This is a genomic window from Methanocorpusculum petauri (assembly GCF_026891975.1).
GTDB classification, from domain to species: domain Archaea; phylum Halobacteriota; class Methanomicrobia; order Methanomicrobiales; family Methanocorpusculaceae; genus Methanocorpusculum; species Methanocorpusculum petauri.
This window is the reverse complement of record NZ_JAPTGB010000012.1, coordinates 42,697-66,218: the sequence shown is the minus strand read 5'-3', so window position 1 is coordinate 66,218 and position 23,522 is coordinate 42,697. Positions and strand designations below refer to the sequence as shown.

The following is a 23,522-nucleotide window of genomic DNA, read 5'->3' as shown; positions in this document are numbered from 1 at the left end:
CGCTTCCCTATCTTTTTCTGATGATTCCGCAGAGTTAATTACAGTGCAGAGAGTATAGAATAAGGCATAGCTGGACTCGTGGTCTAGGTGGTTATGACGTCGCCCTTACATGGCGGAGGTCAGGGGTTCGAATCCCTTCGGGTCCACTCAATTCTCCGTCCTTTTTTGAAATTAGGACTAAATCAGCCGTATCTGCATCAAAACTCATTCCGAGTCCTGAAATAAGTCTTCTAATCGCTTTTTCTACGAATTGGAGTAGATTTATGCCGTTTTTCTCTATGAACTCTATGCACTCCTCCGGCAGAGTAATGTTCTTCGGTTTTCTTAATCGGTTGGGTTTGGCTTGTTTTTTCGTTTTCTCTGTTTTCATTTTCTCTTTTCCCGTGTGCGCACATGTGCGCATGTGTATGTGCATATGTGCGCACACTTTTATCCTGCTTGTTTGTTGTGCGGTATGCCCTATTAATACCGAGTTCCGTAACAGTTACCAAACGGCAGATGTGGTTAACAGGCACTTTCACACCACGCGGTTCTTGGTTTATCATCTCCCGGGATGATATGATACACGGTGCCTATGAACCAATCGTCAGACAATTGTGCTGATGTGATCCCGGAACCCGATCATAGGCGCGGCAGGGGTTTGGAGAAGGGGAACCCCGTAAAGCAGCAGCAGCGAAGACGATCAAGAGCCGGAGCCACCGGAAGAGAACCCGGCAGGCACACCTCTAACTTTTTTGGTGGAGTAATGGCAACAAAGAAGAAGCAAATGGACAACACCGGAAAGTTACCATTCTCAGCGCTTCACGAGATCGCACTGAAAGAGGCACGGAAGATTCACCGGGAAAAGGTGGAACATGCTGCAGTGATTGATGAACAGGGAAATGTAACAAGATTTGTTGGTGATGTGGACGGAGTGGATATACCCGCATATCTATACGAAGGCGCAAGAATCATAGTTCATAATCATCCGCATGACTGCAAAGAGCCTTCTTCCTTTTCAGGTGACGATGTGTATAACCTCTTGTATTTTAATTTAGACGAAATTATAGCGTGTGGGTATGGTTATTATTTTCACATGAGGAAAAACACGTGTATTCTTCGGTCTATAGATGCGAAAAGAAAGGTATACAAGATTTATGATGACGTGGTCAGTACGGAACGGAAAATATACCAAAGCAAAGGGGTATCTGAGATCGCAGAGATTAAAAAAGAGTATTGGGCTATGTTGGTTCGTATCGAAAAAACATATCACAAAAAACTGATGGAATTCGCATCAGAGAAAGCATTAACATATGGGAGGTCAAAGTTATAATCATGCGAATTGAAAGTAACAGATCACGAGTCCCTACTTTCGAGGAATTTAAGGCGGGAGTCTTGAAGTATAACAAGACGCAAAACTCAAAAGCAAAAGCCGCGAAGAAAACATCGAAAGCTACCAACTAACCCCGAATATCTTTTTTCCAACTACTAATTGACCGATCTTAGTTTTTCTTAGTAATTTCCGACCTAAACTACCTTACCCAAACTGAAAAACAGCCTTAAACGCAGGATATACGGGTCAAAAAAGGGGGGTTTAGGCTTGCTTTTTCTTGACACCTCCTCTTTGAGGTGATCCCTTTCTCGGTCCGGGTTTACTTACCGGAGTATCCCATGCTCCTTTTTTCATCCAGTCGGGAATAGGTAACCCCTTCTGTAGTTCGGATAGTGCTTCTGGGTAATATTTTGCGGCTTTCCCTGCAAGGTCAAAGTAGTGTTGTACCCCTACTCCCTGCGGTGCTCTCCCTTGTATGGCGTTTGCAAAGTCCTTATCCATGTGGTCAAGTAAAATGTTCACGTTCCATTTTCTCAGACTGGATTCATTCACAGGGCGGTCTGATGTTCCACTCTTCGCGATCTGCTTCCCGATGTAGTCTATACCGTACGGGTTCCGGTAAGTGCGGATCGCTTTTTCCATCTCCGCGGGGAAATAGAAATATGCTTCATTTTTCGTTCCGGCTGATATGGATCGAACATCCACGCGGATAATCCCGTTGATATGCTCAATTTTCAGGTCCTCCCCTTTTTCCCGTGCGGCGAACATCTCATACAGATGCTTCATGCGTGCGCCGGAATAACCCGTGAGAGTGTAGAAGACCTGTAGAGCAGGATTATCTACTCTATCCCGTGCTTCCCGGACTTCATCAGGAGTTAGGTCTTTAGTCTTTAGGTGCGATCGTGTGCCCTCCTCCTGTTTTGCACGTTTGGCATTACCTTTGAACTGCTCAGCAGTGTAACCGTTGAACTTCTCCATCAGCAAGGCTTCTGTGAAGTACCGGTAGAACTTCAGCAGCCCTTTTCTCTGCGGGTCGGTGATCTTTCGCCCGGGCAGGTCCTGAGGGACATAGACATCATCGAGTTTCATAAGACCGTTATAGTAGCCTTCCCGAGTCTGTCGATCACCTGTTCCCGTGTCTTGACAGAACTGTAAGAAATCCCCTTTTCGATCCTTCATGAATGCAGCAATGGACCTGTCAGGAGGGCCTCTGGCATTCGGGTTATGATAATCATTTTCACTTAACCCGCGCGAGAGGGTCGAAAAATTTTCAGAATCTGAAAATCCATCTTCCTTACTTATTTTTGAAATCTGGGCACAAAATGACGTCTCCCTTACATGGCGGAGGTCAGGGGTTCGAATCCCTTCGGGTCCACTCGTTTTTGAAAAATTGTTTGAGATTATGAGAAATATTCCGGTCGTGTTGCCCGTTCCATCTCGATCTCGCCGGCCCGTTCAAAACAGTGCCGCGCCCGCACATCCTCACCGAGTTCTGTGAGACACTGTGCCTTTTGTTTCCAGAGTTCCTCATCATAGAGATTGATCTCAAGTCCGCACTCAAATGCAGTCACCGCTTTTGCATGTTCTCCAAGTTCGACAAACATCAGACCGAGATTAAGCCAGTAATCGGAGACTTCGGGATTCAGCCGGACCGCCCGGTCGAAGGCGAAGAGCGCAGCGTCAATGTCCCCTGTCCGGCAGAAAACAACGCCTCTGCCGCACCAGCTTTCAGCGCACTTCGGATCAAGATCTGTTGCCCGTCTGAGACATTTGACAGCATCTTCATGCTCGCCGCACTCGCTTAAAACCAGACCAAGTTCAGCCCAGTACTTGGGAACATCGGCATCAAGATCAGCCGCCCGTTCAAAACACAACCGTGCCTGCCGGAGGTTCCCACTATCTCGTTCGGCCTCCCCGCGACAGAACCAGTATTCACTATCGTTTATCCCGTCTTCACCACTCATATAGAAGAGATCACTCCAGAGGTATTAATAGGTGGGCGTTGCATATGAAAATAGAATAATACCCGGCGGAAGAATTACCATGGCACGCAAAAAACAGGAGTTCGATCCGCTCGCAGGTCCGATTGGCGGCAGCGGGTTGCGGAAGAAGAAGTCCAAAGGAAAATCGTTTGATGTACTCGGAGGTGGGTTTGGCAGCGAACACCCGGTTGAAAAAGAATCGTTTGACAGCTATGAAGATATATCCTTCGGAAATTCGTCAGATGCACTGATGGAGACCGGCGGTAGTTCTTCATCGAAATCACAATCCAAAAAAAAGGGATTGTTTGCCTCAATATTTGGCGGCGGCAAGAAAAAGAAACAGCAACAACCAAAGAAGGAAAACATGCCGCTTGAGGGCGAGGAGGAGAGACCCGAGTCCTATGTGCCAAAACATGTCCGCGATCCGGGACTTGAAATTCAGGATGGTGTGATGGAAACAGGCATTGCTGACCGCATGGTGGATCCTGCATCTGAATATAATGACCCGGAATATGGGGAGCAGTATGAAGAACCGGTCCCGCATCATCCCTCTGCGGGAGAACCGGAGGAAGATCTCTTTGAAGAGGAAGAGATTGTACCCCCGCGGATGAGATCATCGGTGGAGAGAAAAGCAACGCCGGCATCCGTTCCCGTGCGTACGGTTGCTCCGCCGCCGTCCCCTGCATCCGAGCGGGCATCCCATGCACCGGCCTCGGTTACCGCTGGACCGGATATGCATGTATGCCATCTGTGCAGTGCTGTGTCTCAGACTGAACTTCCACAGTTCGGATCAGGTTCCGGGAAATATGTGCCGCTGTGCAGAACCTGTTACCGGGCCGTGACGACGCTGATAAAGTTCCGCGATCCGGAGGATGAGCGGGAGATTAAATCAGAGTGGTACACGCTCTGCCCGAACCTTGACTCGGATCGTGCTGATGCAGTGATTGCTGAGGCAAGAAAAAATTCCTAATCTTTTTTACTCATAACTGAGTTGCTTACCATTTCGGCACATTAATACCCATCCTCTCTCTAATGGATTACCATGGATTCTGTGCATCTGAACCGTCAACAGTATCTGGTGGCGATTACTGTTGCAATTGCATGTTTTCTGCCGCCGTTTATCGGAGAAGCAACAAATATTGCACTTCCCTCTCTGATTTCGGATCTGCAGCTGCCGATGAGTATGTTTGGCTGGATTTTAACCATCTATCTGCTGACCTCAACAGTGTTTCTGATCCCTGCGGCACGCTATGCGGATAAGATCAGTAAAAAAGTGTTCTTCTCAATCGGTGTACTGCTTCTGGGCGTTGGTTCGCTCGGTATCGGCCTTGCGACAACGGGTGAGATGGTTCTGGTGATGCGGGCAATTGAAGGCGTGGGTAACGCGCTGATGTTTGGTACGGCAATTGCCCTGGTCACTTCGGTAGTAAAAGTTGAACTTCGGGGGACAGCGATCGGGATTGCAATGACCGGCGTCTTCCTCGGACAGCTTGCAGGCCCGCTGCTCGCAGGAACACTGACGGATGTGTACGGGTGGCAGATGGTGTATCTGATTCTGGTGCCGATTGCCCTGCTGTCGTTCATTCTGACAGTTCCATTTGTGCCGCGCGATGCGCCGACGGATAAGATGCCGTACGACTGGCCGGGGGCGGTTTTGTTTATACTTGGCATGACGCTCGGACTGTATGGATTTTCGAAGATGCCGGATCTGTTTGCGCTCGGACTGCTGATTGCCGGGCTTGTGCTGCTCGGGGTGTTCTTCCGGTATGAGAGGCGGGCATCCAATCCGCTGATTCCGGTACAGCTGATTCTGAAGAACCGCGGATTTACCTTCAACAACTCAGCAAATCTGCTGTATTATGTGGCAATTTATGCGATGGGTTCTCTGGTGTCGATGTATATGACCCATGCCTGGGGTTTTTCTGCGCTGGAGCGTGCGCTGGTGGTAACGACGCAGGGGTTAATTCTGGTGTTGTTTACGATTGTGGCCGGAAAGTTCTACGATCATCTGCTGCCGCGCTGGCTGATTCTGTCCGGTGCAGTGATGGCAGTGGCCGGTGGTACTGCAGCGTTTTTGCTGGGTGTGCCGTCTGCGGATCCGGCATGGCTGCTTGCAGCGGTGATTGCGGCGAGTGTTGCAGCGTTTGGATGTGGTTCGATTGTGCTTGCAGCACTTGATCGTCTGGTGAAAAATGCACCGCCGAAATATGCGACGACGATTGGTCTGTTTATTATTGCGCTTGGTATGATGCTTCTTCTGACCTGCGGTGCGGAGCAGGCGGTCTGGACGATGATCGCGGTACAGGCATTGTTTGGTGTAGGTATTGCAATCTTTGTAACACCGAACAGTACGGCAATTATGAATGCGGTGACAGAACAGGAGTACGGAATGGCATCAGGAACACTTTCAACGACGCGAATGCTTGGAATGGCAGTTTCGATTGGTGTGATGACCGTGTTGACAAATCTGTTCCTCGGTGCCGGAGTACAGATGGGGTCGGATCATATCGGGGAATTTCTGGTGATGATGCACGCAACGGTTCTCGCGGCGATTGTAGTGCTGGTTTTTGGGATGATTCTTTCCTGGACTGCGGATCCCCAGTCCCAATAATCCTATTTTAAAAAAAGTGTGATTTTTTCCGGTATCGGCCGGATGCATGTGGGTCAATGTACGAAAATGTGGTATCTGCGATGTAATTTTCGTAGAGGCCTTTTCCGGAAGTGGTGGCGTCCGGTATGCGGCCATTGGTGGGTACATGCTGTCCGAGTGCCGCCGTGGGGTGGCTGTGGATTTGCGGCTGAGATGATCAGAAAGATAATTCTTCTTGATGTTACATCCTATCCGTGTAGGATATCATTCTCATGAATGTGTTTTTACTTCAAATACCTGTATTGAACAAAATAATGCGGTAAAATCTGAAAATATCTCTCATGAAAAAATTTGAAATTTCTGTATGGGATAAATTTCAGGGAATAAGGAACAATCAATTATGATTCCAACAGGCCCGTTGGGAAAATCATCTCTTTAGCTAGGGATAAGATATGTTTATGCCTGGCGATGTCCAATACATCCTACACGGATAGGACATCACCATCGAAGTTACCAATAATTTTTCCTGGAAAAATAGATTTCAGCCAATGTTTTTCGCCTGTTTCAATATAGAAAAAAGGGAAGAATTCCTCCAGAATCCTCATCCATGTCGTTCTACTGATCTGAAACCCTTGTTTATACATCTGAAAAAGGAATTTCAATTACCGAAAGATCTGCCGGTGCAACAATCTCTCCCTCAAAGAACACTTTTGCATCCTGCACATGGTTTGCCGTTGATGTGTACCGCGAACTGAAATGTACCAGTGCCAGAATCTTCGGATGAACTGCTGCGGCAACCATTCCCGCCTCCCTTGCCGTTGAGTGCCAGACCTCCTTCGCACGGACTGATCCCTCCTCCTCGTCAAACGTTGCCTCATGGATCAGAAGATCAGCCCCTTCCAGCAGATCATTTTTATTTTTCACAGGCCGCGTATCACCAGTATAGACAACCTTCCGGCCGCGGCGTCGCTCACCCATCACCTGCTCCGGTGAAATAATGACCTCTTCACCGTCGCGGACAATCCGCACACTCTCACCGCGTTGTAACTTCCCGAACAGCGGCCCCGGCGGAACACCAAGCGCAATTGCCCCCTCGCGGTTAAACCGCCCGGGACGCATATCCTCTTCCAGCACATACCCGACACTCTCAATCCCGTGATACGTCTTAAACGCCATCACCGAATACCCGTCAAACAATGTCACATCACCGTCTGCAACCTCCACCGCAGACAGCACAAACGGAATCTTCGGCGTCAGCCGGTGTATAATCTCCACAAACCCGTCCACCCCCGACGGCCCGTAGATTGTTAGCGGCTCGGTTCGTCCGTTAAACGCCATCGTCTCCACCAGTCCGAATATTCCCAAATAATGATCCGCATGCCAGTGTGTCACAAATATCGCATTCACCGTAAACCCTGTCTTCGCCCGCATCATCTGCTGCTGTGCACCCTCACCACAATCGAATAACAGCGTATCTGATCCCCGGCGAATCATAATGCATGATGGGTTTCTGTTCGGTGTCGGCAATGCTCCGGCCGTTCCCAGAAAATGCACAAACAGTGTCTCGCCACCTGCCATATTCAGAACCACTCCCGGATCAAATCCAGACTGACCCTGCCTTCCGCAGGATTCCTGCCTTCCACAACCATAATCTTCCCGTGATACTCTGCCCGAATCTTTGGCATAACCTTCTTCCAGTCAATTGACCCTTTTCCAAGCGGGAGATGCTCATCGTACTTCCCGTAATTGTCATGAATATGCAAATGTGCCGCCCGCGGCAGAATCATCTTGCAAAACGCATCCAGATTTCCGTTCGTATTCGCGTGTCCTACATCAAATGTCATGGAAATCCCGGACACTGCATCCACAAAACCCTCCAGCTCATAAGGGTCCCGGCAATAAAAATCCTCAAGATTCGGCATATTCTCAAGCGCTACACAAACCCCTGCACACTCCGCAACATCACCAAGCCTTGCCAGCGCCTCCCTGTGATTATTCCATGCTGCAGATGTCGCCTCACGACCGTTCGGTTCAAGATATCCCGGGTGCAGCGTAATGGTATCTGCAATCTCTGATGCGGATTTGATACATGATGCAAGCTGACTCACGGTTGCACTCCACACATCCGCATTCAGCGACGAGAGGTTCAGACCTGAAAACGGCAGATGCACCGAAGACTCAAGACCCGTATCCCGCAGGACTTTCCGTATCCCCGGAAACTTCCTGGGAATATCTGCAACACTGTGAAACCAGCCGTCCATCGAAACCTCCCAGCCGTCAAATCCTGCCTCTGCAATTCCCGCAACCCAACTCTCCGGATCCTTTAAGGAAAGTCGCGATGATGCAAAATAAATCTTCATAGCTCCTCCGAAAACACCCGCCGCACCGCCGCTTCATACACATCCCGTGTTGACTCATTCACGAGCCGAATCTCGGCAAGTGCCATCGCAGCAGCAAGTCCGAACGACTCTTCGCGTTCATCGCGGGCCTTCAGACTTTCAGCCGTTGTCGTGTCATCGCTCCTTCCCCGCGCCTGCATCCGGGAAAGCCGCACCGAAAATGATGCCTCAACCGCTACCAGTACAAACGCTGTAAATACTGAACGGAAGTAGCGGACCTCCGCATCTCCCCGGATACCATCAATAACCACCACATCCGCATGCTGTTTTCCGACCTCTTCTGCGGTCAGCATTGCAACCGCATCCATCCCGAAATTTTCCCGGAGTTTGCGGGCGGCAGCCCCGATATTCTCATCGGTGAGATCAAGACCCAAAGCGCTCACCTGCCGTCGGATCATATCTCCCATTACCACTACAGGAATACCGAATCCTGCAGCAATTTGGGAAAACTCACCCTTTCCGCTCGCCGGATATCCGACAACACCGATAACCTTCATCCGTAATTAGTATGCAGGGAATTTCATTAAGACCATCGCTTTCAGCGGTTCAGCATTGTCCGGGCTTCCGCTGCCGTTCTGATACACTCCATATATGACAGACAGCGTGCCGGATCCGGTTCGGTTTCCGCCCGGGCACAGAACTGAAGAATCAGCGCATCCAGTCGTGGGGTGATATCACCGGAAACCGGCGTTGGCGTGTTCTGTGCCGTTGCGTACTTTGGCGTAATCACCCGCACCTTCTCCGGAAGCGAAGCTGATCCTTCCTCTGCAACAACTTTCGGCACCTCTGTCTGCGGCGCTACCGCAGCCTCAGCGCAGACCACGCACATACGTTTACCCTTCACCTCAAACATCGGCGCTCTGCACTTCGGGCACAGATCTGCCAGCATCTTTGCCCCGCCGAGGAGATATTCAGCCATAATATCGTCAGGTTTTCGTGCACCGCTATTCATACTGATACATATTATTCCGTTCGGCACATATAGATAGCATCCTTTATCTCTGTGGACGCTCTAACCTAAAGCATAGTTTTGGGGTATGCTATTCTGTTCCATCAGGATAGACCAGGCTTTCAGGAGGGATTTTCAACATGGCAAGTCCGGAAGAGATGATAAAACAGTGTGTGATGATGCTTCAGGCAATCAGCGAGGATTCTACAATTCCCCGTAACATCCGCCGTGTCGCAGATGAGACAAAAACAGTGCTTCTTGATGAAAAGAAGACCACCGGACTGCGGGCCGCTGATGCTCTGTCCTTAATTGACGAGATCAGCAATGATCCGAATATGCCGGTCTATGCCCGGACCAGCATCTGGCAGCTCGTTTCTACGCTTGAAGCAGTTCCGCTTGACTGAAATACCATCTCAGTCACTTATCTTTTTTTGGCGTCTTATCAGCAAGTGAAGAGCTGTGCATGCTTGCAGCTGACACAAATCCGGAGTTTTTCGGTGCGGTAAAGGATCTCAGAATCGCTCCTGCCTCATCCGCAGAGTCTGAAACCGCAAGTAGCTTTGTCTTTGCCAGATCGATTTTGTGACCGCAGATGCAGGTCTTTGTTGCATGTGCGAGATCAGCAACCTGCATCCGCCTGCAGCGCGTGCAGCCGATCACCGCGAACCCTTCACGGATCATGCGAAGGAGAAATGGTGGCGCACAACTATCAGCCGTTTTTCCATGAACTCATCGATCAGATACTTCGGTCCTTCCCGTCCGATACCGGAGAGTTTTATTCCGCCGTAGGGCATGGAATCTGCACGAAACGTTGGATAATCATTAACGATGATCGTTCCTCCCTCAAATTCCATGGCAGTCTTTTCCAGAATATCCAGAGAGTCGGTGAAGATGCTTCCCTGCAGACCGTATCTTGACTCATTCACCAGCCTGACGACTTCGTCAATGTCTGAATACCTGCGAATAATGATCATTGGCGAGAACATCTCACTTGAACAGACCCCCATCTCGGACGAGGTGCGCTCCAGAACCGTCGGGTAAAACAGCGCACCATCGCGTACACCGCCGATCAGAATACGTGCCCCCCGCATTATCGCCTGCTTGATCTTTTCCTCGGTCTTCATTGCTTCCGTTTCTGAGATCATAGGGCCTACATCCGTTTCCGGCAGACGGGGATCACCTACAACAAACGATCGCATGCAATCCAGAATCATCGCAAGACATGTATCGTAAATTTCGTCATGGAGATAAACCCGCTGCACACTGATGCAGCTCTGACCTGCGTTGATCACCGCACCTTCGGCAATCCGCCTGGCGGCATATGCAATATCTGCATCCCTGTGGACAACTGCCGGTGCATTTCCTCCCAGCTCAAGTCCGATACGTCGGCCGGGGAATATCTCTTTCAGTCGCCAGCCGATTGCAGGACTTCCCGTAAATGACAGCACAGTAAACCTGGGATCACGTACCAGTGTTTCGGAGTTGGATCCAAAGCATGGAACCACATTGACGGCATTTGCCGGATATCCTGCCTCAAGAATGAGTCGGGCGAGCAGGAGAGCTGAGAGCGGCGTTTTTGTGGACGGTTTCAGAACAAAGGAACATCCCGCAGCAATTGCCGGACCAATTTTATGACAGGCAAGATTCAGCGGATAATTGAACGGTGTGATGCACAGAACCGGACCTGAGGGTACCTTGTAGTAGTAGCCGGTGTAGCCTTCACCAAACTCGGTACTGTCCATTGGAATCACCTTGCCGGTAAGCCTGACACTTTCCTCTGCGGAGATCCGCATCACCGAGATAGCACGTGTTACTTCGAGATGTGCCTGCCGAACCGGCTTGCCGGATTCATGGATCAGAATCTGTACAAACTCTTCGCGATGTTCTTCGATTTTGTCTGCGATCCGCCGGAGAATTTCTGCGCGACGATGGCCGGGCAGAATCTTTGTCTCGGCAAATCCCAGTGTGGCACAGTCTGCTGCGCGGGCCTGATCATCCATGCCGGCGATGCATGCTTCGGCAAATGTTTCACCGGTATAGGGAAATATCACCGGAACAGTATTTGGACTGTGGGTTGGCTGACCTCCGATATAGTATGGTTCTCCCATTTTTTTCAACTCCCCCGAGTTTGTTTCGTTCTATTCTCTTCTGTTCCATCTATTAAAGAGTTGGGAATCTGACAATAAAATGGAAATCTGAAAATCGTCATGTTTATATTTCCAAACGACATTCTTATTAAAGCAGTCATCCCGACTTAACTCAGATGGTAGAGTGCGCGGCTGTAGTAAGATTAACGCCTGCGGGCGTACTGCGCGGCTACCGCGATGTCCCCGGTTCGAATCCGGGAGTCGGGACCATTTTCATGACCGCAGTCAAAAACTTCATGTGCTCAAGTAGTGTAGTGGCCTATCATGATGCCCTGTCACGGCATCGACTCGGATTCGAATTCCGACTTGAGCGTTTACGTTTTTGATTGCTGTCCAAGGGATGATCTGCCAAGATATTTGTGCTCAAGTAGTGTAGTGGCCTATCATGATGCCCTGTCACGGCATCGACTCGGATTCGAATTCCGACTTGAGCGTTATCTTTTCCTTTTCTAAATATAGCATTGATTGGTTTTTTTATTTTTTTGAAAAATGGTCTCAGGCTGTATTCTCCACACCGTGTTTTCGTTCCATTATCATTCCGAGGATGCCTGCCGCGAACAGAACGATACCTGCTGCGATGAAGAGATACCAGCCCCATGACGGCGCGACTGTTGCATTGATCAGATAGCCTGCGACCCCGCTTAGAATACCGCCGAGAAGGGTGGATGCCCCGCCGCCAAACTCTCCAAGTGACACTGCAAGCGCCTGCACCTGTTCCGTAAGCACTGTATACAGCAGAACCGTAAACAGGAAGGTCAGAATGCCGGTGAGGGCAAGAATGAGATGCCTGCCGTATACGGTCGCGTACGCCGCCCCGCACAGCAGCAGCACAAAACACAGCGCAAGCCGGAGATCAGATGCCGCCGTAACCGGATACAGCTCCACCACAACCAGATTAATTGTATAAAGCGGCGCAACCATCCCCCCAAGCAACAACAGACATCCAAAACATCCTGCAGTCTTTCCAACAGATACAAAACACATATCGTCGATATATTGACGGACATCTATTTGAAACAGACGAAAAAAAAGAAAATTATTCTGCAGTCGGAATGCTGCCCGCACCGGCAACTGCATCCTGAATCTGCTTCTGCAACTGGCTTGCCTTCGCAGCCATCGCCTTCTCCTGCTTTTCAAGAGAACCAACGCGAAGCTCAAGAGAATCGATCTTCTCCTGAAGCTCGGCTGCGACCGCATCCTTCTTCTTCTGGATAAGAATCGAACCTGCCGAGGAGAACACGACCGCATCCTCAGCTGCCGCACCGAGCTCTTCAAGGGCACGTTTGGTCTCGCGAAGCGTCATCTCATACTGCATCTTCTGGGAAGATACCTGCTGCAGCTGCTGTTGAATCTGCTGAAACATTGCCAGCTGCTGCTGAATCTGCGGGGGAATCCCCGTCTGTGGGTTTGCCATTTTTACAACTCCAATACTTCTTTACACACATTCACTAACCGAAGCCACATATTCAGCGAAGCACGGAGGGCTGATACATCCTCCGCCTCCACGAAGAGCGTCACAACCTCTCCCTCGCAGGAAATGCGCACACAGGACTTTTCGCCCGGATCCGATCCTGCTTCCGGTGCAAGCACTGCATACAGCTTCTCCGCATACGGGCAGGCAAATCGGAACTCTGCTGTGTGCGTCGGCCCACATGTCCCTGCCCGGAGAATGCTCTGTCCGCCGGTCATACCATGACCTGCAGAATATACTGCATTTTCTGGGTTCCGGAGAATACAATCGGGCCCGGTGCCTCTGCATCAAACATCACGGGAAGATGCGGTGAGAGTGCATCATACAACTCACGTTCCCGGATAACGAATCCGTGGTGGAACGCACCTGTCCTCTCGCTCGTCAGAACATTGGTAATCAGCATGGAAAAAACGATCTTTCCTGACACGGTCAGATCAAATATCTGGCCGTTGCGTTTTGCGCCGGACAGAAAAATTATTACCGGGTCTTCGGCATCCATTGTCCGAAGACCGGCCTTTCCCCGCTGAATATACGGGAGATCAAGCGCAAAGGCGATCTCTTTTGCGAGTCTGCGCACTTCCGGTGACGGTTTGCGCGATGAGGTTACGAACGTCATCGGGCTTTCAGCACTTTCGTTCCGGCACCGCGCGCCTTAAAGAGAATACGATGTCCGCAGTAGGGACAACGGACATTTGCGTCAATCTCAACTGTTTGTTTACAGCGGGCGCACTTGTAACTGACCATTCAGTTATACTCCTTTGGTCTCGATAGAGCGGAGAACGACCTTTAAGGCAGGGGTCTGCGGAACGTATGCACCGCCGGCGTACTTGTAGCCACACTTCTTGCATTCCCAGATGCCGGTTCCAACACGCTTTACTGCAACGGTGTCGCACATCGGACACAGGTGCTTTGCGCGGGAAATCTTCTCACTTTCATTAACCATCTTACGGTTGAAACGACCATATCTCGGACCAAAACGTCCGGCACTGCCGGTAACGCGTCCCTTTGCTACGTGCTTGCTCTTGGATGCCATAATTATTCCTCAGAAATATCTACTACTATTGGTTCTCAGATGTTTTAATCTTATTCTAAAATCTTGATCTGGGCATCGCCCTTCGCCGCATGATTCGCCAGGCTGAAAAACTCCTCCTGCATCCCTGCGGGGATTTTGACGACACAAATCCACGATCCGTCATTCTGCCACTCGTTCTTCTCCATCGTGACATATGCAGCTCCGGACATCGCACTGAACGCCCGTGCTGCAAAGTCCATCGGGAACCGGACTGCAATCTTACGCTCCTCAAACCGGATCGGGAGGATTGGGCGCAGGGCCTTTACAGTCTCCTTCACCAGATCATCCACCGACTTAAACGGATCAAAGTTGACACGGACCTCTTCAAGTGCAATCTCGATACGGGTCACCGGATGCGGCAGACCTGTCTGCGGGTTTACCGCATTGTGGGCAATGAAGGTGATAACACGGCGGCGCTTCTCCTCCATTAAGCGGCGGCGCTGCTCGGTCGTTAAATGGATCTCACCTTTCAGGATGATCTGCTTTGCAATCTCCTCAAAGGAGGTAGTCTTGAACACCTTCTCCAGATCCTCCTCCGGCGACTTGTCACCGTGAGAGGCGTTTTCATACACATACAGTGCGGCTACTGCGTCTTCGATTGCAATACTTTCGTCGCCGTGGCGCATTTTGTCAGCGAGTTCCGGATCCACCAGAATCTCGAACCGGAGACCGTGCGTTTCCAGCCGTGCCGTCACTGCATCATCAAGCGAGATCATATACTCCCCTCACGCGTCCGTCTTTTTGTCCTCGGCATGTGCCTTGGAAAATTTCATGACTGCAGTCTTTACCTCTTCAGCATTGAGTTTCCTGAAGGGCAGAACTGCCGTCTCGGAACCAACCGGTGCCTCGACCTTCTTGGATGTCCGCTTCTTTGCGGAGTACGAACCGGCAATACCGATCTCGACGGTATTCACATCAAACTTCCCTTCGGTTGCCGTGTGCAGAGCTTTCAGACCGAGATCGATCGCCTCTTCGGCGGTCATGTTCTCTACGTACTCAGACTCAAAGAGCTTCATCACCGCAGGTCTGCCGATACCGATACCGGTCGCTGTGTACTCAAGCAGTGTGCCGGACGGATCCGTCTCAAAGAGCCGGTAGCGGGTCTCGCCGCCTTCACTGTCCACACCTGCAATCAGCAGTGCGGTACCGTACGGACGTGCACCGCCGAAGAGGGTATAGGTCTGCATGTGGTCGCAGAGTTTTTTGGCCAGGGTCTCCACATCGATCGGTTCGCCGTAGCTGACGCGGTTGATCTGTGCCTCAATCCTTGCACGGTCAACCAGCGCACGGGCATCCCCGACAAGACCGGAGGAGGCAACGCCGATGTGCTCGTCGATCATGAAGATTTTTTCAATCGAGGATGGTTCCAGAAGACGGGAACTGACACGTTTGTCAACGAGAAGAACAACGCCGGTCTTGCATTTGATACCAACCGCGGTTGTTCCGCGTTTCACTGCCTCGCGGGCATATTCAACCTGATATAAGCGCCCGTCGGGAGAGAACATCGTAATGGCACGATCGTAGCCTCCCATCTGATATTGTTGTGGCTGCATGATTACTCCTTAAATATATCATCTCGTGTGAGATATTGTTGCGTATTATTACCTTTGAGACTATCAACTTTTTTGCCGGAGCACTGATAGCCCGGCAGGCTGCCGCTGTCCCATGTAGTACTCTTGATATGATTTTTGGCGCCGTGCACGGTTCCGGATACGGCAACCGTCCGAAACACCACAGAGGATCCGCAGAGTCTGGTGACCACTGCAGCACAGGCGATTGTCTGTTGTTCCCATCCTCTGCTGCATCGGATAACTGCGTGTTCTCCCTCCGACCAGACAACCGCGATATGCATCTGCGCGGAACCGACATCGCCGAACAGTTCGGCTGCGGCATCATGGACTGCATGATAAATCTCCTTTTGCGGCGGCATCTCAGAAAATTCTCCGGTGATCTTTACCAGAAGATACCGGCGGTTTTCCCTGAGTGTCGGAGGAAGTGGTCTCATGTCCTCTCCTTCTCTACAACTGTCACCAGTTGCGGCGGGGCAAGAACTGCATCAAGACCGTTCAGTGCTGCATAAACCTCAGACCGCGTCATGCCGAACAGCGAACAGAGCGCAACAATCTCGGTCGTGTTTCTAAAACCGAAGATGGTGTCTGTTCCGCTTGAGATTACGAGCGGGAAGTGGTACTTCCGCTGAAGGAGATGAACCTCCGCATACCTTGAGAGAGCAGTTCTCCGGCTTTTCGGGTTGATGATGCGGGAGAGATCAAAGACAACGCCGGTGTTGTGGTCTGCTGCCATTTTTGCGACGACGTGATCGAACCCTCCTTTGGGAAGATCCGTGATGCCGGTTAGGAGATGCACACCTTTGGTGGTAATTGCCGTCCGGTTGAAACTGTTTTCTCCTGCGTTGACCAGGACAACACAGCCTGCCGGAATTTTTCTGACCGCGTCAAGAAACTGTCTGCCGTTCTGTCTGCCAATGACTTTTCCGCGGAGAACAGTTACTCCTGCATAGGACGCAGGGATATCAGAGGCATTGCCGCAGACAACAACACGGGAAATCCCGCAGGATTTTGCAGTAAGCAGCATGCGGCGCGGTGTTGCTGATCCGTCCTGATTTACAAATATGCAGGCGTCGGTAATCATAAGAAAAAAAGAATACAGGGTTATTTGCCCTGGTTCTTGTGGGAGCGGATGCTCGGACGGCACTTCTCAGTACCGGCTCCGCGGTTGTGGAGTCCGCGTCCCTTTCTTCCTGCGGAAGACTTTCCGCGGTAGACACGTCCACGGGTGGTTGCAACCCATGCAAGGTTCTTGTCAGCAAGAACCGAGGGGCTGCTGCGGTCAACGAGGATAACCTCGAAGTATTTGCACTTTCCGTCCTGTCCAACCCAGTAGGAGTTTAACACTTCCATGTTCGGGTAGCGGTCCTGCACGCGCTCTTCTGCGATGGTCTGCAGGTTCTTTCCGGGGGTTGCCTTGCGCATTCCCATACGGTTGGTTCTGCGTCCGCGGATATACCGTGACTTTCTGCGACCGCCGCGGCGGATGGACGCACGAACGACGATGACGCCCTGCTTGGCTTTGTAACCGAGTGCGTGGGCACGATCGATACGTGTCGGGCGCTCAATACGAACGACAGCGCCCTGCCGGCGCCATACCTGCATTCTCTCCCAGAGGAGTTTCTTTACACCGGAATCTGCGGGTTTCTTCCACGCATCCCGAACGTATCCATACATTGACTTGGACATTTTTTCATTCACCTCAGGTTCAGCAGTCTTCGTTTCCGAGTTGCCTCAGGAACCATTCTGCCACATTCCTGTGATATACAGCTGCATCAAACGGTGCAGTGCTGTAAACTGTATATTATTGGTTGGGATTCCTATTTCTAATATGCGGTTCACTCCACTTGTGGCAGACGGTCAAGCCGCACGAACTACACAATCCAATCCCGGTCCTGCCGGTGGCTCAGGTCTGCGGAACATATGTGCATTCTTTCCATCCACGTCCTGATAATCCTCAGATTAGACCGGGAATTCACGTTTACGAACTTCCCTTGATCTTTTCCACAACATGGATGCCTTCGATGCGGGTTACCGGGTACTGACCGTCTGCATCCTTTTCGGCGGATTTGACCATGTCCCAGATAGTCAGAAGGGCAACGGATGCGCCAGTGAGCGCCTCCATTTCAATACCGGTTTTGCCGAAGGTTTTAACGCGGCAGGATACTTCGATGTACTCATCGGTCTGCACAAAGGATATCGTAACCGCGCCAACAGGAATTGGGTGGCACATGGGGATGAGTGCCCATGTCTGTTTCACGGCCATGGTTCCTGCAACCTGCGCGGTTGCAAGAACGTTGCCTTTTACAACCGTCCCTTCCGCGATTGCTTTGAGGGTTTCGGGCCGGAGATAGATTCTGCCGCTGGCGGTTGCTTCGCGGGAAACGTCCGGTTTTGGCGTGACGTCAACCATATGCACTTCGTTCTTCTCGTTGAGATGGGTAAATGTAGGCATGAGTATCACAACTCTGTGTATAATGTGTGCGCAAGATGTCTAAGAAGATCGGTTGCGAGAAGACCGTCACCGAGCTCCTCGCAGACGGTTTCGCCGGTGACACCAACGGCGTATGCTGCGGCGCAGGCGGCATGCATGGCCTGCATGCGCGCGAGAAGGCCGCCTGTACATCCGGCGAGTACATCGCCGGTGCCGCCGGTGGTCATGCCGGAAGCCCCTGTCCTGTTAAACCGCACACGACTCCCGTCCGAGATAATGTCAACTTTTCCTTTGAGAATGATGACACCGCCCGTGGCGGAGGCAGCAGTGCGGACCGCTTCGCCCCTCTTTACAAGACTCTCCGGCACTGTACCAAAGGCGCGGGCGAACTCGCCTGGGTGCGGGGTATAAATGGTCTCACTTGCTGCGCGGGGCAGCGGGGAGCGGAGGAGATCTGCGTCCACGACGGCTTTTCGTGCTGCCCCAACAACCTCGGCAGCAACCGTGAGACTGTCAGCTGAACCCCCGAGTCCCGGGCCGCAGACAACGGCATCGGCATTCTCCGCAAGTGAGATGAGGTGATCGCGATGCGCTTCGCAGATGTGATCCCCGGATAACCGGTCGTGAATAATGTCCGGCATGAAGCCGTTCGTCGGAGATGCGACCCGGACAATATCGGCTCCTGCCCGGAGTGCTGCAACTCCTGCAAGGAACGGCGCACCCTGATACGGCCCGCCGCCGACAACAAGAACGGTACCTCCGGATCCTTTGTGAGAGTCTGCTGGTTTTTTTGGAACCAGAAGGAGGTCTCCCTCTCCGCAGAAGACTTCGGCGGCGATCGGAATACCGATGTTGTACACCTCGGCAGCGTGCGTTTTTGCGAGATGGAATGCGGCGATACGGTCGGCGCGGCAGCCCGGCGTCGGTACATCACAGGCGATGATTCTGGCGGATGACGCGTTCATGCGGGCGACAAGACCTGCATACGGTTCTTTGAGTGGAAAGCGTGCTCCTGTCCCGAGCAGTGCGTCCACGATCACATCACTGGCGAATAGGTCCGGAGTTTCTGCGTCCATTATCGTGACCGGGCATGCGGTGAGGGCGGCAAGCTGGGCGCGTGCCTCGGGAGTTTTTGGTTCACCCGCACAGAAAACAAGAACCTCCATCTCGTTTGCAAGGTGGCGTGCGGCGCAGAGTCCGTCTCCTGCATTGTTACCGGTACCGCAGAGGATTGCAACACGGTCAGGGTGTTCATCCCTGACGACGGATGCAAGAACGGTACCTGCACTCTCCATGCGCTGAAGCGCAGAGATCCCCCAGCCGTCCGCATTTTTGTCAATGACCCGCATGTCATCTGCTGAGATGATTCCTGACAGACCGAAAGCTGATAGTTCCCGCATTTTTTCGTAGTAGATACGTTTGCCTGTGAAAAGATAAACTATCTTCTCCTGATATGATGCTGTGAAAAGGTTTTGTTGGTTTTTTTGTCATCTCACAGAACAAAGCTGCGATAAACCATACCTATAGTTTACCGCAGTGCCAAGTACCTAGTAGAAATGGGTTTCATCGAGGACATCAGTACTGCAACCGACATCATCAGAAATGCGGATGCAGTAACGCTTGTCTCGCACATCGATGCGGACGGCATCACTGCGGAAGCGATTGCCGCTCAGGCAATATCCCGCCTCGGCATCCCCGTAACCCCGGTTTTCGTCCGGCAGCTTGAACCGCTGACCATGCGGCATGTGCCAAACGACGACACTCTGAAGATATTCACCGATCTCGGTGCAGGGCAGCAGAATCTCATGGAAGAGGCAGGACTGTCCTCTGATAACGTCCTGATTCTTGACCATCACATCAACCAGCCGGCACCGGGCGGCACAGTGTACCCGCAGGTGAACTCCCAGTTCTACGGTCAGGAGTATGCCAAGTGTTCCGCTGCGGGTGTTACCTATATGGTTGCAAGAAAGCTGGATCCGGCAAACGCCGATCTTGCCGACCTCGCCGTGGTCGGCAACGTCGGCGACATGATGGCACGCGAAACCTGCGGCCTGGTGGGAATCGCCCGGTGGATCGCCGACGACGGTGTGGGATCGGGTCGTGTCCGCATCACCAAAGGTCTCAACTGCTACGGTCTGTCCACGCGCCCCCTGCATCTCTGTCTTGCGAACAGTGACGACCCCCTCCTTCCGGGAATCTCCGGAGATCCGAAAGCAGCGATTGATCTTCTGATCCGGCTTGGTATCTACGAAAAACCATCTGATCAGCGGGTCTGGGAGGAACTGCATGCGGACGAGGCAAAACTTCTGGCAAGCGTTGTTGCTGAACAGATGATTGCAAATGGTGAATCAACCGAACGGCTGTTTGCGGAGTTGTACTTCTTCCCGCACGAAACCGAAAAATCCCCGTTGCGCAATGCATCTGAATATGCGACGATGCTCAATGCCTGCGGACGATGGGCAAAACCGAAGATCGGAACAGCCGTCTGTTTTGGCGACCGTGGTCAGCAGTACCGCGAGGCCGAACATATGCTCCGTCATCACAGATCGATTATCCGCGAGTTGTGCGAGTACATCCTCGACACCGGTGTTGCAGACGCAGGCAGCATACAGTGGATTCACACAGGAGATTCGTATCCCGACACCATTGTTGGTATCGGCGCCGGAATGGCACTGTCCAAGCTTGATACGACAAAGCCCATTATGGTGCTGTGCAGCGTCTCCGATGAGCCGGATCTTGTCAAAATCTCGATGCGGACCTATGAAAAAGTGCTCCGGTGCGGTGTTGATCTGCAGGCAGCCCTGGTTACGGCTGCAGCGGAGTTCAACGGTGCAGGCGGAGGACATAATATTGCTGCGGGGGCATATATCCCCAAAGGTTGTGAAGATGATTTCATCAGAAGAGTTAACGAGCTTATTGCCGGCCAGCTTACAGCGGGTGCGCCGCATCGCTGATTTCCAGTTCGGCAGGGGAGCGGGGGAGGCGATGTTTCCTGATGAGACGACGTTTTCCTACTCCAACACGAAACGTATCCGGTATGCCAATCTCGGCAAAACCCGGCTGGTTACCGTGCGTGCGGGAGACGGCAGACTGACGCTCGGCTATCCTGCGGCGGAACGTCTGCATGCATTTCTTGCGGCACCGAAGAACCGTGTTGTGGTGATGGAGGATGCCGTGCCGTTTATCCTTGACGGAAAGAATGCGATGGCCAAACATGTGATCGCAAGTGATCCGGAGATCATGGCAGAGGATGAGGTGTTTGTGGTGGATGCAAACGACAATCTGCTTGCAACCGGCATGGCAATTCTTGCAGGAACCGAGATGCTCGGTTTCTCTTACGGAACAGCGGTAAAGGTACGGCAGGGTAAAAACCGGCAGTAGGCCCGATGGGATTAAGAATCATTGAATAAAAACAGTAACGAGGATTGGTTGAAAACTATGATGCCAGGTATTAACCCAAAACAGATGAAGGCCGCGATGAAGAAGATGGGCATGAAGATGGAGGAGATAGAGAATGTCCAGAAGGTTGTTGTCTATACGTCCTCCGGCAACTACGTCTTTGAGCCTGCTGAAGTGGTCGGTATTACAATGCAGGGACAGACCTCATATCAGCTGTCCGGGACTCCGCGATTTGAGCCGGCCAAAGTGGAGATCCCCGAGTCCGACGTGGAACTGGTTGCGTCCCAGACGTCGGTGTCTCCTGATGCGGCACGTGCGGCTCTGGAGGAGTGCAACGGAGATATTGCCGAGGCAATCCTGAAACTGACGGCAATAGAATGATCGGACCAAACAGAGTGATTGTCCGGGGACACGGCCGCGAGTATTATGTGCGTGCCGGCGAGGGGAAGCTTTCGACGGATCTCGGAATGATCGATCTTGCGGCGGCTGCGGAGCTTGAGAGCGGGGATGAGATTCAGACACATCTTGGAAAACCGTTTACGGTGCTGGTTCCCCGTGCAACGGATTTCTTTTCCCATGGTAAACGTACCGGCGCGCCGATGATGCCCAAGGATATCGGTATGGTGATAGCATATACAGGCATGTCGCACCGTGACCGCGTCTTGGATGCAGGTACCGGTTCGGGGATTGCTGCGATCTTCTTCGGCGGGGTTGCGGACAGGGTCGTAACCTGTGAGGCACGCGAGGATTTCTCCAAAACAGCAGAAGGAAATATCCGTGATGCCGGACTGTCGAATGTGGAATGCCGTGCATGTGATGTGCTGAATGTCTCGGACGGGCCGTTTGATGTGGTCCATCTTGATATGATGATTGAGCCGCAGCATGTGGAGCATGCCTACGGGCTGCTCCGCTGCGGCGGATACTTTGCTACCTATACGCCGTTTCTGGAACAGACCTTCTGCGTGATGGATACGGCGCGACTGCTGTTCGGTGAGGATGCCGTGCAGACATTTGAGTGTATGGAACGCGAGCTGACGCGGAGTGCGCGGGGAACCCGCCCCTCAACAAAGGTCTCCCATACCGGCTATCTGACAATCGCACGGAAATTCTGAATACCTGTTCCGGGTCACGCATCTTTTCCGTATTTTTCCCGTCGGGTTTATCCCGACAGTATATTTTTTGCACTTCCGAATACAACGCTACAGGCATGTCACTGAGCGTAAATGACATCATTCCCAACTTCTGTCTTCCGAATACAACGGGTGGTGAAGTTTGTCTCCCGGACGCATCCGCAAAACTCACGGTCCTCTACTTTTATCCGAAAGACAACACCTCCGGCTGTACTCTGGAAGCAAAAGAGTTCTCCGAGCTTTTGCCCAAGTTTACCGAACTTGGCGTGAAGGTGTACGGCATCAGTCAGGACAGTGTGGCAAGCCATGAAAAGTTCATCCAAAAACAGGAGCTGACCGTTCCGCTGCTCTCTGATCCTGATCACATCGCAATTGAGGGATTTGGCGTATGGATTCAGAAAAAACTCTACGGGCGTGAATATATGGGCGTTGACCGGAGTACCTTCATCATTGACGGTTTCGGAAAAATCCTTGCCTCATGGAACAAAGTCAAAGCAAAGGGTCATGCAGCGGTTGTCCTCCAAAAAGTGCAGGAACTGAGATAACTTCTCAGTTCAGTATCCAGATTGCCGCTGTCAGAATCGTTGCAAAGGTAACCCAGGCAAGATACGGTATCAGAAGATACGCAGCAACCGGTCGTATCTGGTAGAACAGATACATTGTCGCGCATATTGCAACCCACAACAGTACTATCTCAACTGCTGCTGCGCTGATCATCTGCCAGCCGAAGAACAGATACGACCAGAAAACGTTCAGAACAAGCTGTGCAAGGAATACTCCTGCTGCAATCCGAACATCTCGGCGTTCAGTCCCCTGGGCAAGAACAAACGCAAGTGCTATGCCCATCAACAGATACAGCACGGTCCAGACCGGTCCGAACAGATAATCCGGCGGCTGCCATCCGGGCTTGATCAGTTCCGTCATAAACCAGGAATCTGTGCCGGTTATCGTCACCAGCGAACCAAGTCCGGCAGCGAAAAAACAAAGAACAACCGTCCCGAACAGTAAGGGGAGGGACGGCATCCGATATGCAGTTGTCATATGGATCATCTTCGTATGTAACAGATAA

The 23,522-nt window shown here is 51.7% G+C and carries 31 protein-coding genes and 4 tRNA genes; 13 read left to right on the top strand and 22 right to left on the bottom strand.

What is annotated here, in order from left to right:
- The first annotated feature begins 72 nt into the window (after positions 1–72).
- Positions 73–146 (top strand) — tRNA-Val (locus O0S10_RS06670).
- 428 nt (positions 147–574) lie between these two features.
- Positions 575–1,312 (top strand): hypothetical protein, encoded by a 738-nt coding sequence (locus O0S10_RS06665; RefSeq protein WP_268925108.1) that lies wholly within the window; start codon positions 575–577, stop codon positions 1,310–1,312.
- A gap of 261 nt (positions 1,313–1,573) precedes the next feature.
- On the opposite strand, the gene O0S10_RS06660 is transcribed toward O0S10_RS06665, so the two are convergent.
- Positions 1,574–2,401 (bottom strand): integrase, encoded by an 828-nt coding sequence (locus O0S10_RS06660; RefSeq protein WP_268925107.1) that lies wholly within the window; start codon positions 2,399–2,401, stop codon positions 1,574–1,576.
- 311 nt (positions 2,402–2,712) lie between these two features.
- Complete coding sequence (locus O0S10_RS06655; protein WP_268925106.1) at positions 2,713–3,276, bottom strand: tetratricopeptide repeat protein; 564 nt, start codon at positions 3,274–3,276, stop codon at positions 2,713–2,715.
- A 79-nt stretch (positions 3,277–3,355) separates the two neighbouring features.
- Between O0S10_RS06655 and O0S10_RS06650 the strand changes: the two genes are divergently transcribed.
- Entirely contained in the window at positions 3,356–4,264 is a 909-nt protein-coding gene (locus tag O0S10_RS06650; RefSeq protein ID WP_268925105.1) for a hypothetical protein, read from the top strand.
- Between the two features lie 72 nt (positions 4,265–4,336).
- Positions 4,337–5,905, top strand: a complete 1,569-nt coding sequence (locus O0S10_RS06645) for an MFS transporter (protein WP_268925104.1) — start codon at positions 4,337–4,339, stop codon at positions 5,903–5,905.
- Between the two features lie 615 nt (positions 5,906–6,520).
- Here the strand turns inward: O0S10_RS06645 and O0S10_RS06640 are convergent.
- Genes O0S10_RS06640 through O0S10_RS06625 form a run of 4 tightly spaced genes read right to left on the bottom strand, consistent with a single transcriptional unit; the run spans position 6,521 to position 9,235 of the window.
- A complete protein-coding gene (locus tag O0S10_RS06640; protein WP_268925103.1) occupies positions 6,521–7,462 on the bottom strand; it encodes a ribonuclease Z in 942 nt (313 codons plus the stop codon).
- A gap of 2 nt (positions 7,463–7,464) precedes the next feature.
- Complete coding sequence (locus O0S10_RS06635; protein ID WP_268925102.1) at positions 7,465–8,244, bottom strand: sugar phosphate isomerase/epimerase family protein; 780 nt, start codon at positions 8,242–8,244, stop codon at positions 7,465–7,467.
- Entirely contained in the window at positions 8,241–8,780 is a 540-nt protein-coding gene (locus O0S10_RS06630; RefSeq protein WP_268925101.1) for an AAA family ATPase, read from the bottom strand. Before O0S10_RS06630 ends, O0S10_RS06635 begins: the two co-directional genes overlap by 4 nt.
- 41 nt (positions 8,781–8,821) lie before the next feature.
- On the bottom strand, positions 8,822–9,235 hold the full coding sequence (locus O0S10_RS06625; RefSeq protein ID WP_268925100.1) for an Sjogren's syndrome/scleroderma autoantigen 1 family protein: 414 nt from the start codon (positions 9,233–9,235) through the stop codon (positions 8,822–8,824).
- 137 nt (positions 9,236–9,372) lie between these two features.
- On the opposite strand from O0S10_RS06625, the gene O0S10_RS06620 reads away from it, so the two are divergent.
- Positions 9,373–9,636, top strand: coding sequence for a stationary phase-response protein (locus tag O0S10_RS06620; protein ID WP_268923026.1), 264 nt, complete (start codon positions 9,373–9,375; stop codon positions 9,634–9,636).
- A gap of 13 nt (positions 9,637–9,649) precedes the next feature.
- On the opposite strand, the gene O0S10_RS06615 is transcribed toward O0S10_RS06620, so the two are convergent.
- The gene (locus O0S10_RS06615; protein ID WP_268925099.1) at positions 9,650–9,913 is read right to left on the bottom strand and encodes a DUF1922 domain-containing protein; all 264 of its coding nucleotides are present in this window, start codon (positions 9,911–9,913) and stop codon (positions 9,650–9,652) included.
- The gene (locus O0S10_RS06610; protein ID WP_268925098.1) at positions 9,910–11,340 is read right to left on the bottom strand and encodes an aldehyde dehydrogenase family protein; all 1,431 of its coding nucleotides are present in this window, start codon (positions 11,338–11,340) and stop codon (positions 9,910–9,912) included. Before O0S10_RS06610 ends, O0S10_RS06615 begins: the two co-directional genes overlap by 4 nt.
- Positions 11,341–11,480: 140 nt before the next feature.
- On the opposite strand from O0S10_RS06610, the gene O0S10_RS06605 reads away from it, so the two are divergent.
- From O0S10_RS06605 to O0S10_RS06595, 3 genes are all read left to right on the top strand, one after another.
- Positions 11,481–11,589, top strand: a tRNA-Tyr gene (locus tag O0S10_RS06605).
- 30 nt (positions 11,590–11,619) lie between these two features.
- Positions 11,620–11,692 (top strand) — tRNA-Asp (locus O0S10_RS06600).
- 48 nt (positions 11,693–11,740) lie between these two features.
- Positions 11,741–11,813, top strand: a tRNA-Asp gene (locus O0S10_RS06595).
- A 61-nt stretch (positions 11,814–11,874) separates the two neighbouring features.
- Here the strand turns inward: O0S10_RS06595 and O0S10_RS06590 are convergent.
- The 13 genes from O0S10_RS06590 to O0S10_RS06530 all read right to left on the bottom strand — a co-directional run bounded on the left by O0S10_RS06590 (position 11,875) and on the right by O0S10_RS06530 (position 19,324).
- Positions 11,875–12,363: a hypothetical protein gene (locus O0S10_RS06590; protein ID WP_268925097.1), complete on the bottom strand. Its 489-nt coding sequence runs from the start codon at positions 12,361–12,363 to the stop codon at positions 11,875–11,877.
- A 52-nt stretch (positions 12,364–12,415) separates the two neighbouring features.
- Positions 12,416–12,793, bottom strand: a complete 378-nt coding sequence (locus O0S10_RS06585; RefSeq protein ID WP_268925096.1) for a prefoldin subunit beta — start codon at positions 12,791–12,793, stop codon at positions 12,416–12,418.
- Between the two features lie 2 nt (positions 12,794–12,795).
- The gene (locus O0S10_RS06580; protein WP_268925095.1) at positions 12,796–13,068 is read right to left on the bottom strand and encodes a KEOPS complex subunit Pcc1; all 273 of its coding nucleotides are present in this window, start codon (positions 13,066–13,068) and stop codon (positions 12,796–12,798) included.
- Positions 13,065–13,466 (bottom strand): Brix domain-containing protein, encoded by a 402-nt coding sequence (locus O0S10_RS06575; protein WP_268925094.1) that lies wholly within the window; start codon positions 13,464–13,466, stop codon positions 13,065–13,067. Before O0S10_RS06575 ends, O0S10_RS06580 begins: the two co-directional genes overlap by 4 nt.
- Positions 13,463–13,594, bottom strand: a complete 132-nt coding sequence (locus tag O0S10_RS06570) for a DNA-directed RNA polymerase subunit P (RefSeq protein WP_268923033.1) — start codon at positions 13,592–13,594, stop codon at positions 13,463–13,465. The genes O0S10_RS06575 and O0S10_RS06570 overlap by 4 nt, the downstream gene beginning before the upstream one ends.
- Positions 13,595–13,598: 4 nt before the next feature.
- Complete coding sequence (locus tag O0S10_RS06565) at positions 13,599–13,883, bottom strand: 50S ribosomal protein L37ae (protein ID WP_268923034.1); 285 nt, start codon at positions 13,881–13,883, stop codon at positions 13,599–13,601.
- 50 nt (positions 13,884–13,933) lie between these two features.
- Entirely contained in the window at positions 13,934–14,638 is a 705-nt protein-coding gene (locus O0S10_RS06560) for a ribosome assembly factor SBDS (protein WP_268925093.1), read from the bottom strand.
- Positions 14,639–14,647: 9 nt separating this feature from the next.
- Complete coding sequence (gene psmA / locus O0S10_RS06555; protein WP_268925092.1) at positions 14,648–15,475, bottom strand: archaeal proteasome endopeptidase complex subunit alpha; 828 nt, start codon at positions 15,473–15,475, stop codon at positions 14,648–14,650.
- Between the two features lie 2 nt (positions 15,476–15,477).
- Complete coding sequence (locus O0S10_RS06550) at positions 15,478–15,927, bottom strand: Rpp14/Pop5 family protein (protein WP_268925091.1); 450 nt, start codon at positions 15,925–15,927, stop codon at positions 15,478–15,480.
- The gene (locus tag O0S10_RS06545; protein ID WP_268925090.1) at positions 15,924–16,574 is read right to left on the bottom strand and encodes an RNase P subunit p30 family protein; all 651 of its coding nucleotides are present in this window, start codon (positions 16,572–16,574) and stop codon (positions 15,924–15,926) included. The genes O0S10_RS06550 and O0S10_RS06545 overlap by 4 nt, the downstream gene beginning before the upstream one ends.
- 20 nt (positions 16,575–16,594) lie before the next feature.
- A complete protein-coding gene (locus O0S10_RS06540) occupies positions 16,595–17,179 on the bottom strand; it encodes a 50S ribosomal protein L15e (protein ID WP_268925089.1) in 585 nt (194 codons plus the stop codon).
- A gap of 292 nt (positions 17,180–17,471) precedes the next feature.
- Positions 17,472–17,945: a cyclic pyranopterin monophosphate synthase MoaC gene (moaC, locus tag O0S10_RS06535; RefSeq protein WP_268925088.1), complete on the bottom strand. Its 474-nt coding sequence runs from the start codon at positions 17,943–17,945 to the stop codon at positions 17,472–17,474.
- Between the two features lie 5 nt (positions 17,946–17,950).
- A complete protein-coding gene (locus O0S10_RS06530; protein WP_268925087.1) occupies positions 17,951–19,324 on the bottom strand; it encodes an NAD(P)H-hydrate dehydratase in 1,374 nt (457 codons plus the stop codon).
- Positions 19,325–19,480: 156 nt separating this feature from the next.
- Between O0S10_RS06530 and recJ the strand changes: the two genes are divergently transcribed.
- The 5 genes from recJ (at position 19,481) to O0S10_RS06505 (ending at position 22,998) form a co-directional block, all read left to right on the top strand.
- The gene (recJ, locus tag O0S10_RS06525; protein WP_268925086.1) at positions 19,481–20,878 is read left to right on the top strand and encodes a RecJ family nuclease; all 1,398 of its coding nucleotides are present in this window, start codon (positions 19,481–19,483) and stop codon (positions 20,876–20,878) included.
- Positions 20,841–21,305 (top strand): PUA domain-containing protein, encoded by a 465-nt coding sequence (locus O0S10_RS06520; RefSeq protein ID WP_338148560.1) that lies wholly within the window; start codon positions 20,841–20,843, stop codon positions 21,303–21,305. Before recJ ends, O0S10_RS06520 begins: the two co-directional genes overlap by 38 nt.
- A 57-nt stretch (positions 21,306–21,362) precedes the next feature.
- The gene (locus O0S10_RS06515; RefSeq protein ID WP_268925084.1) at positions 21,363–21,704 is read left to right on the top strand and encodes a nascent polypeptide-associated complex protein; all 342 of its coding nucleotides are present in this window, start codon (positions 21,363–21,365) and stop codon (positions 21,702–21,704) included.
- Positions 21,701–22,435, top strand: a complete 735-nt coding sequence (locus tag O0S10_RS06510; RefSeq protein ID WP_268925083.1) for a methyltransferase domain-containing protein — start codon at positions 21,701–21,703, stop codon at positions 22,433–22,435. Before O0S10_RS06515 ends, O0S10_RS06510 begins: the two co-directional genes overlap by 4 nt.
- 95 nt (positions 22,436–22,530) lie before the next feature.
- Positions 22,531–22,998, top strand: coding sequence for a peroxiredoxin (locus O0S10_RS06505; RefSeq protein ID WP_268925082.1), 468 nt, complete (start codon positions 22,531–22,533; stop codon positions 22,996–22,998).
- Positions 22,999–23,002: 4 nt separating this feature from the next.
- On the opposite strand, the gene O0S10_RS06500 is transcribed toward O0S10_RS06505, so the two are convergent.
- Positions 23,003–23,494, bottom strand: coding sequence for a TspO/MBR family protein (locus tag O0S10_RS06500; protein WP_268925081.1), 492 nt, complete (start codon positions 23,492–23,494; stop codon positions 23,003–23,005).
- Positions 23,495–23,522: the final 28 nt, after the last annotated feature.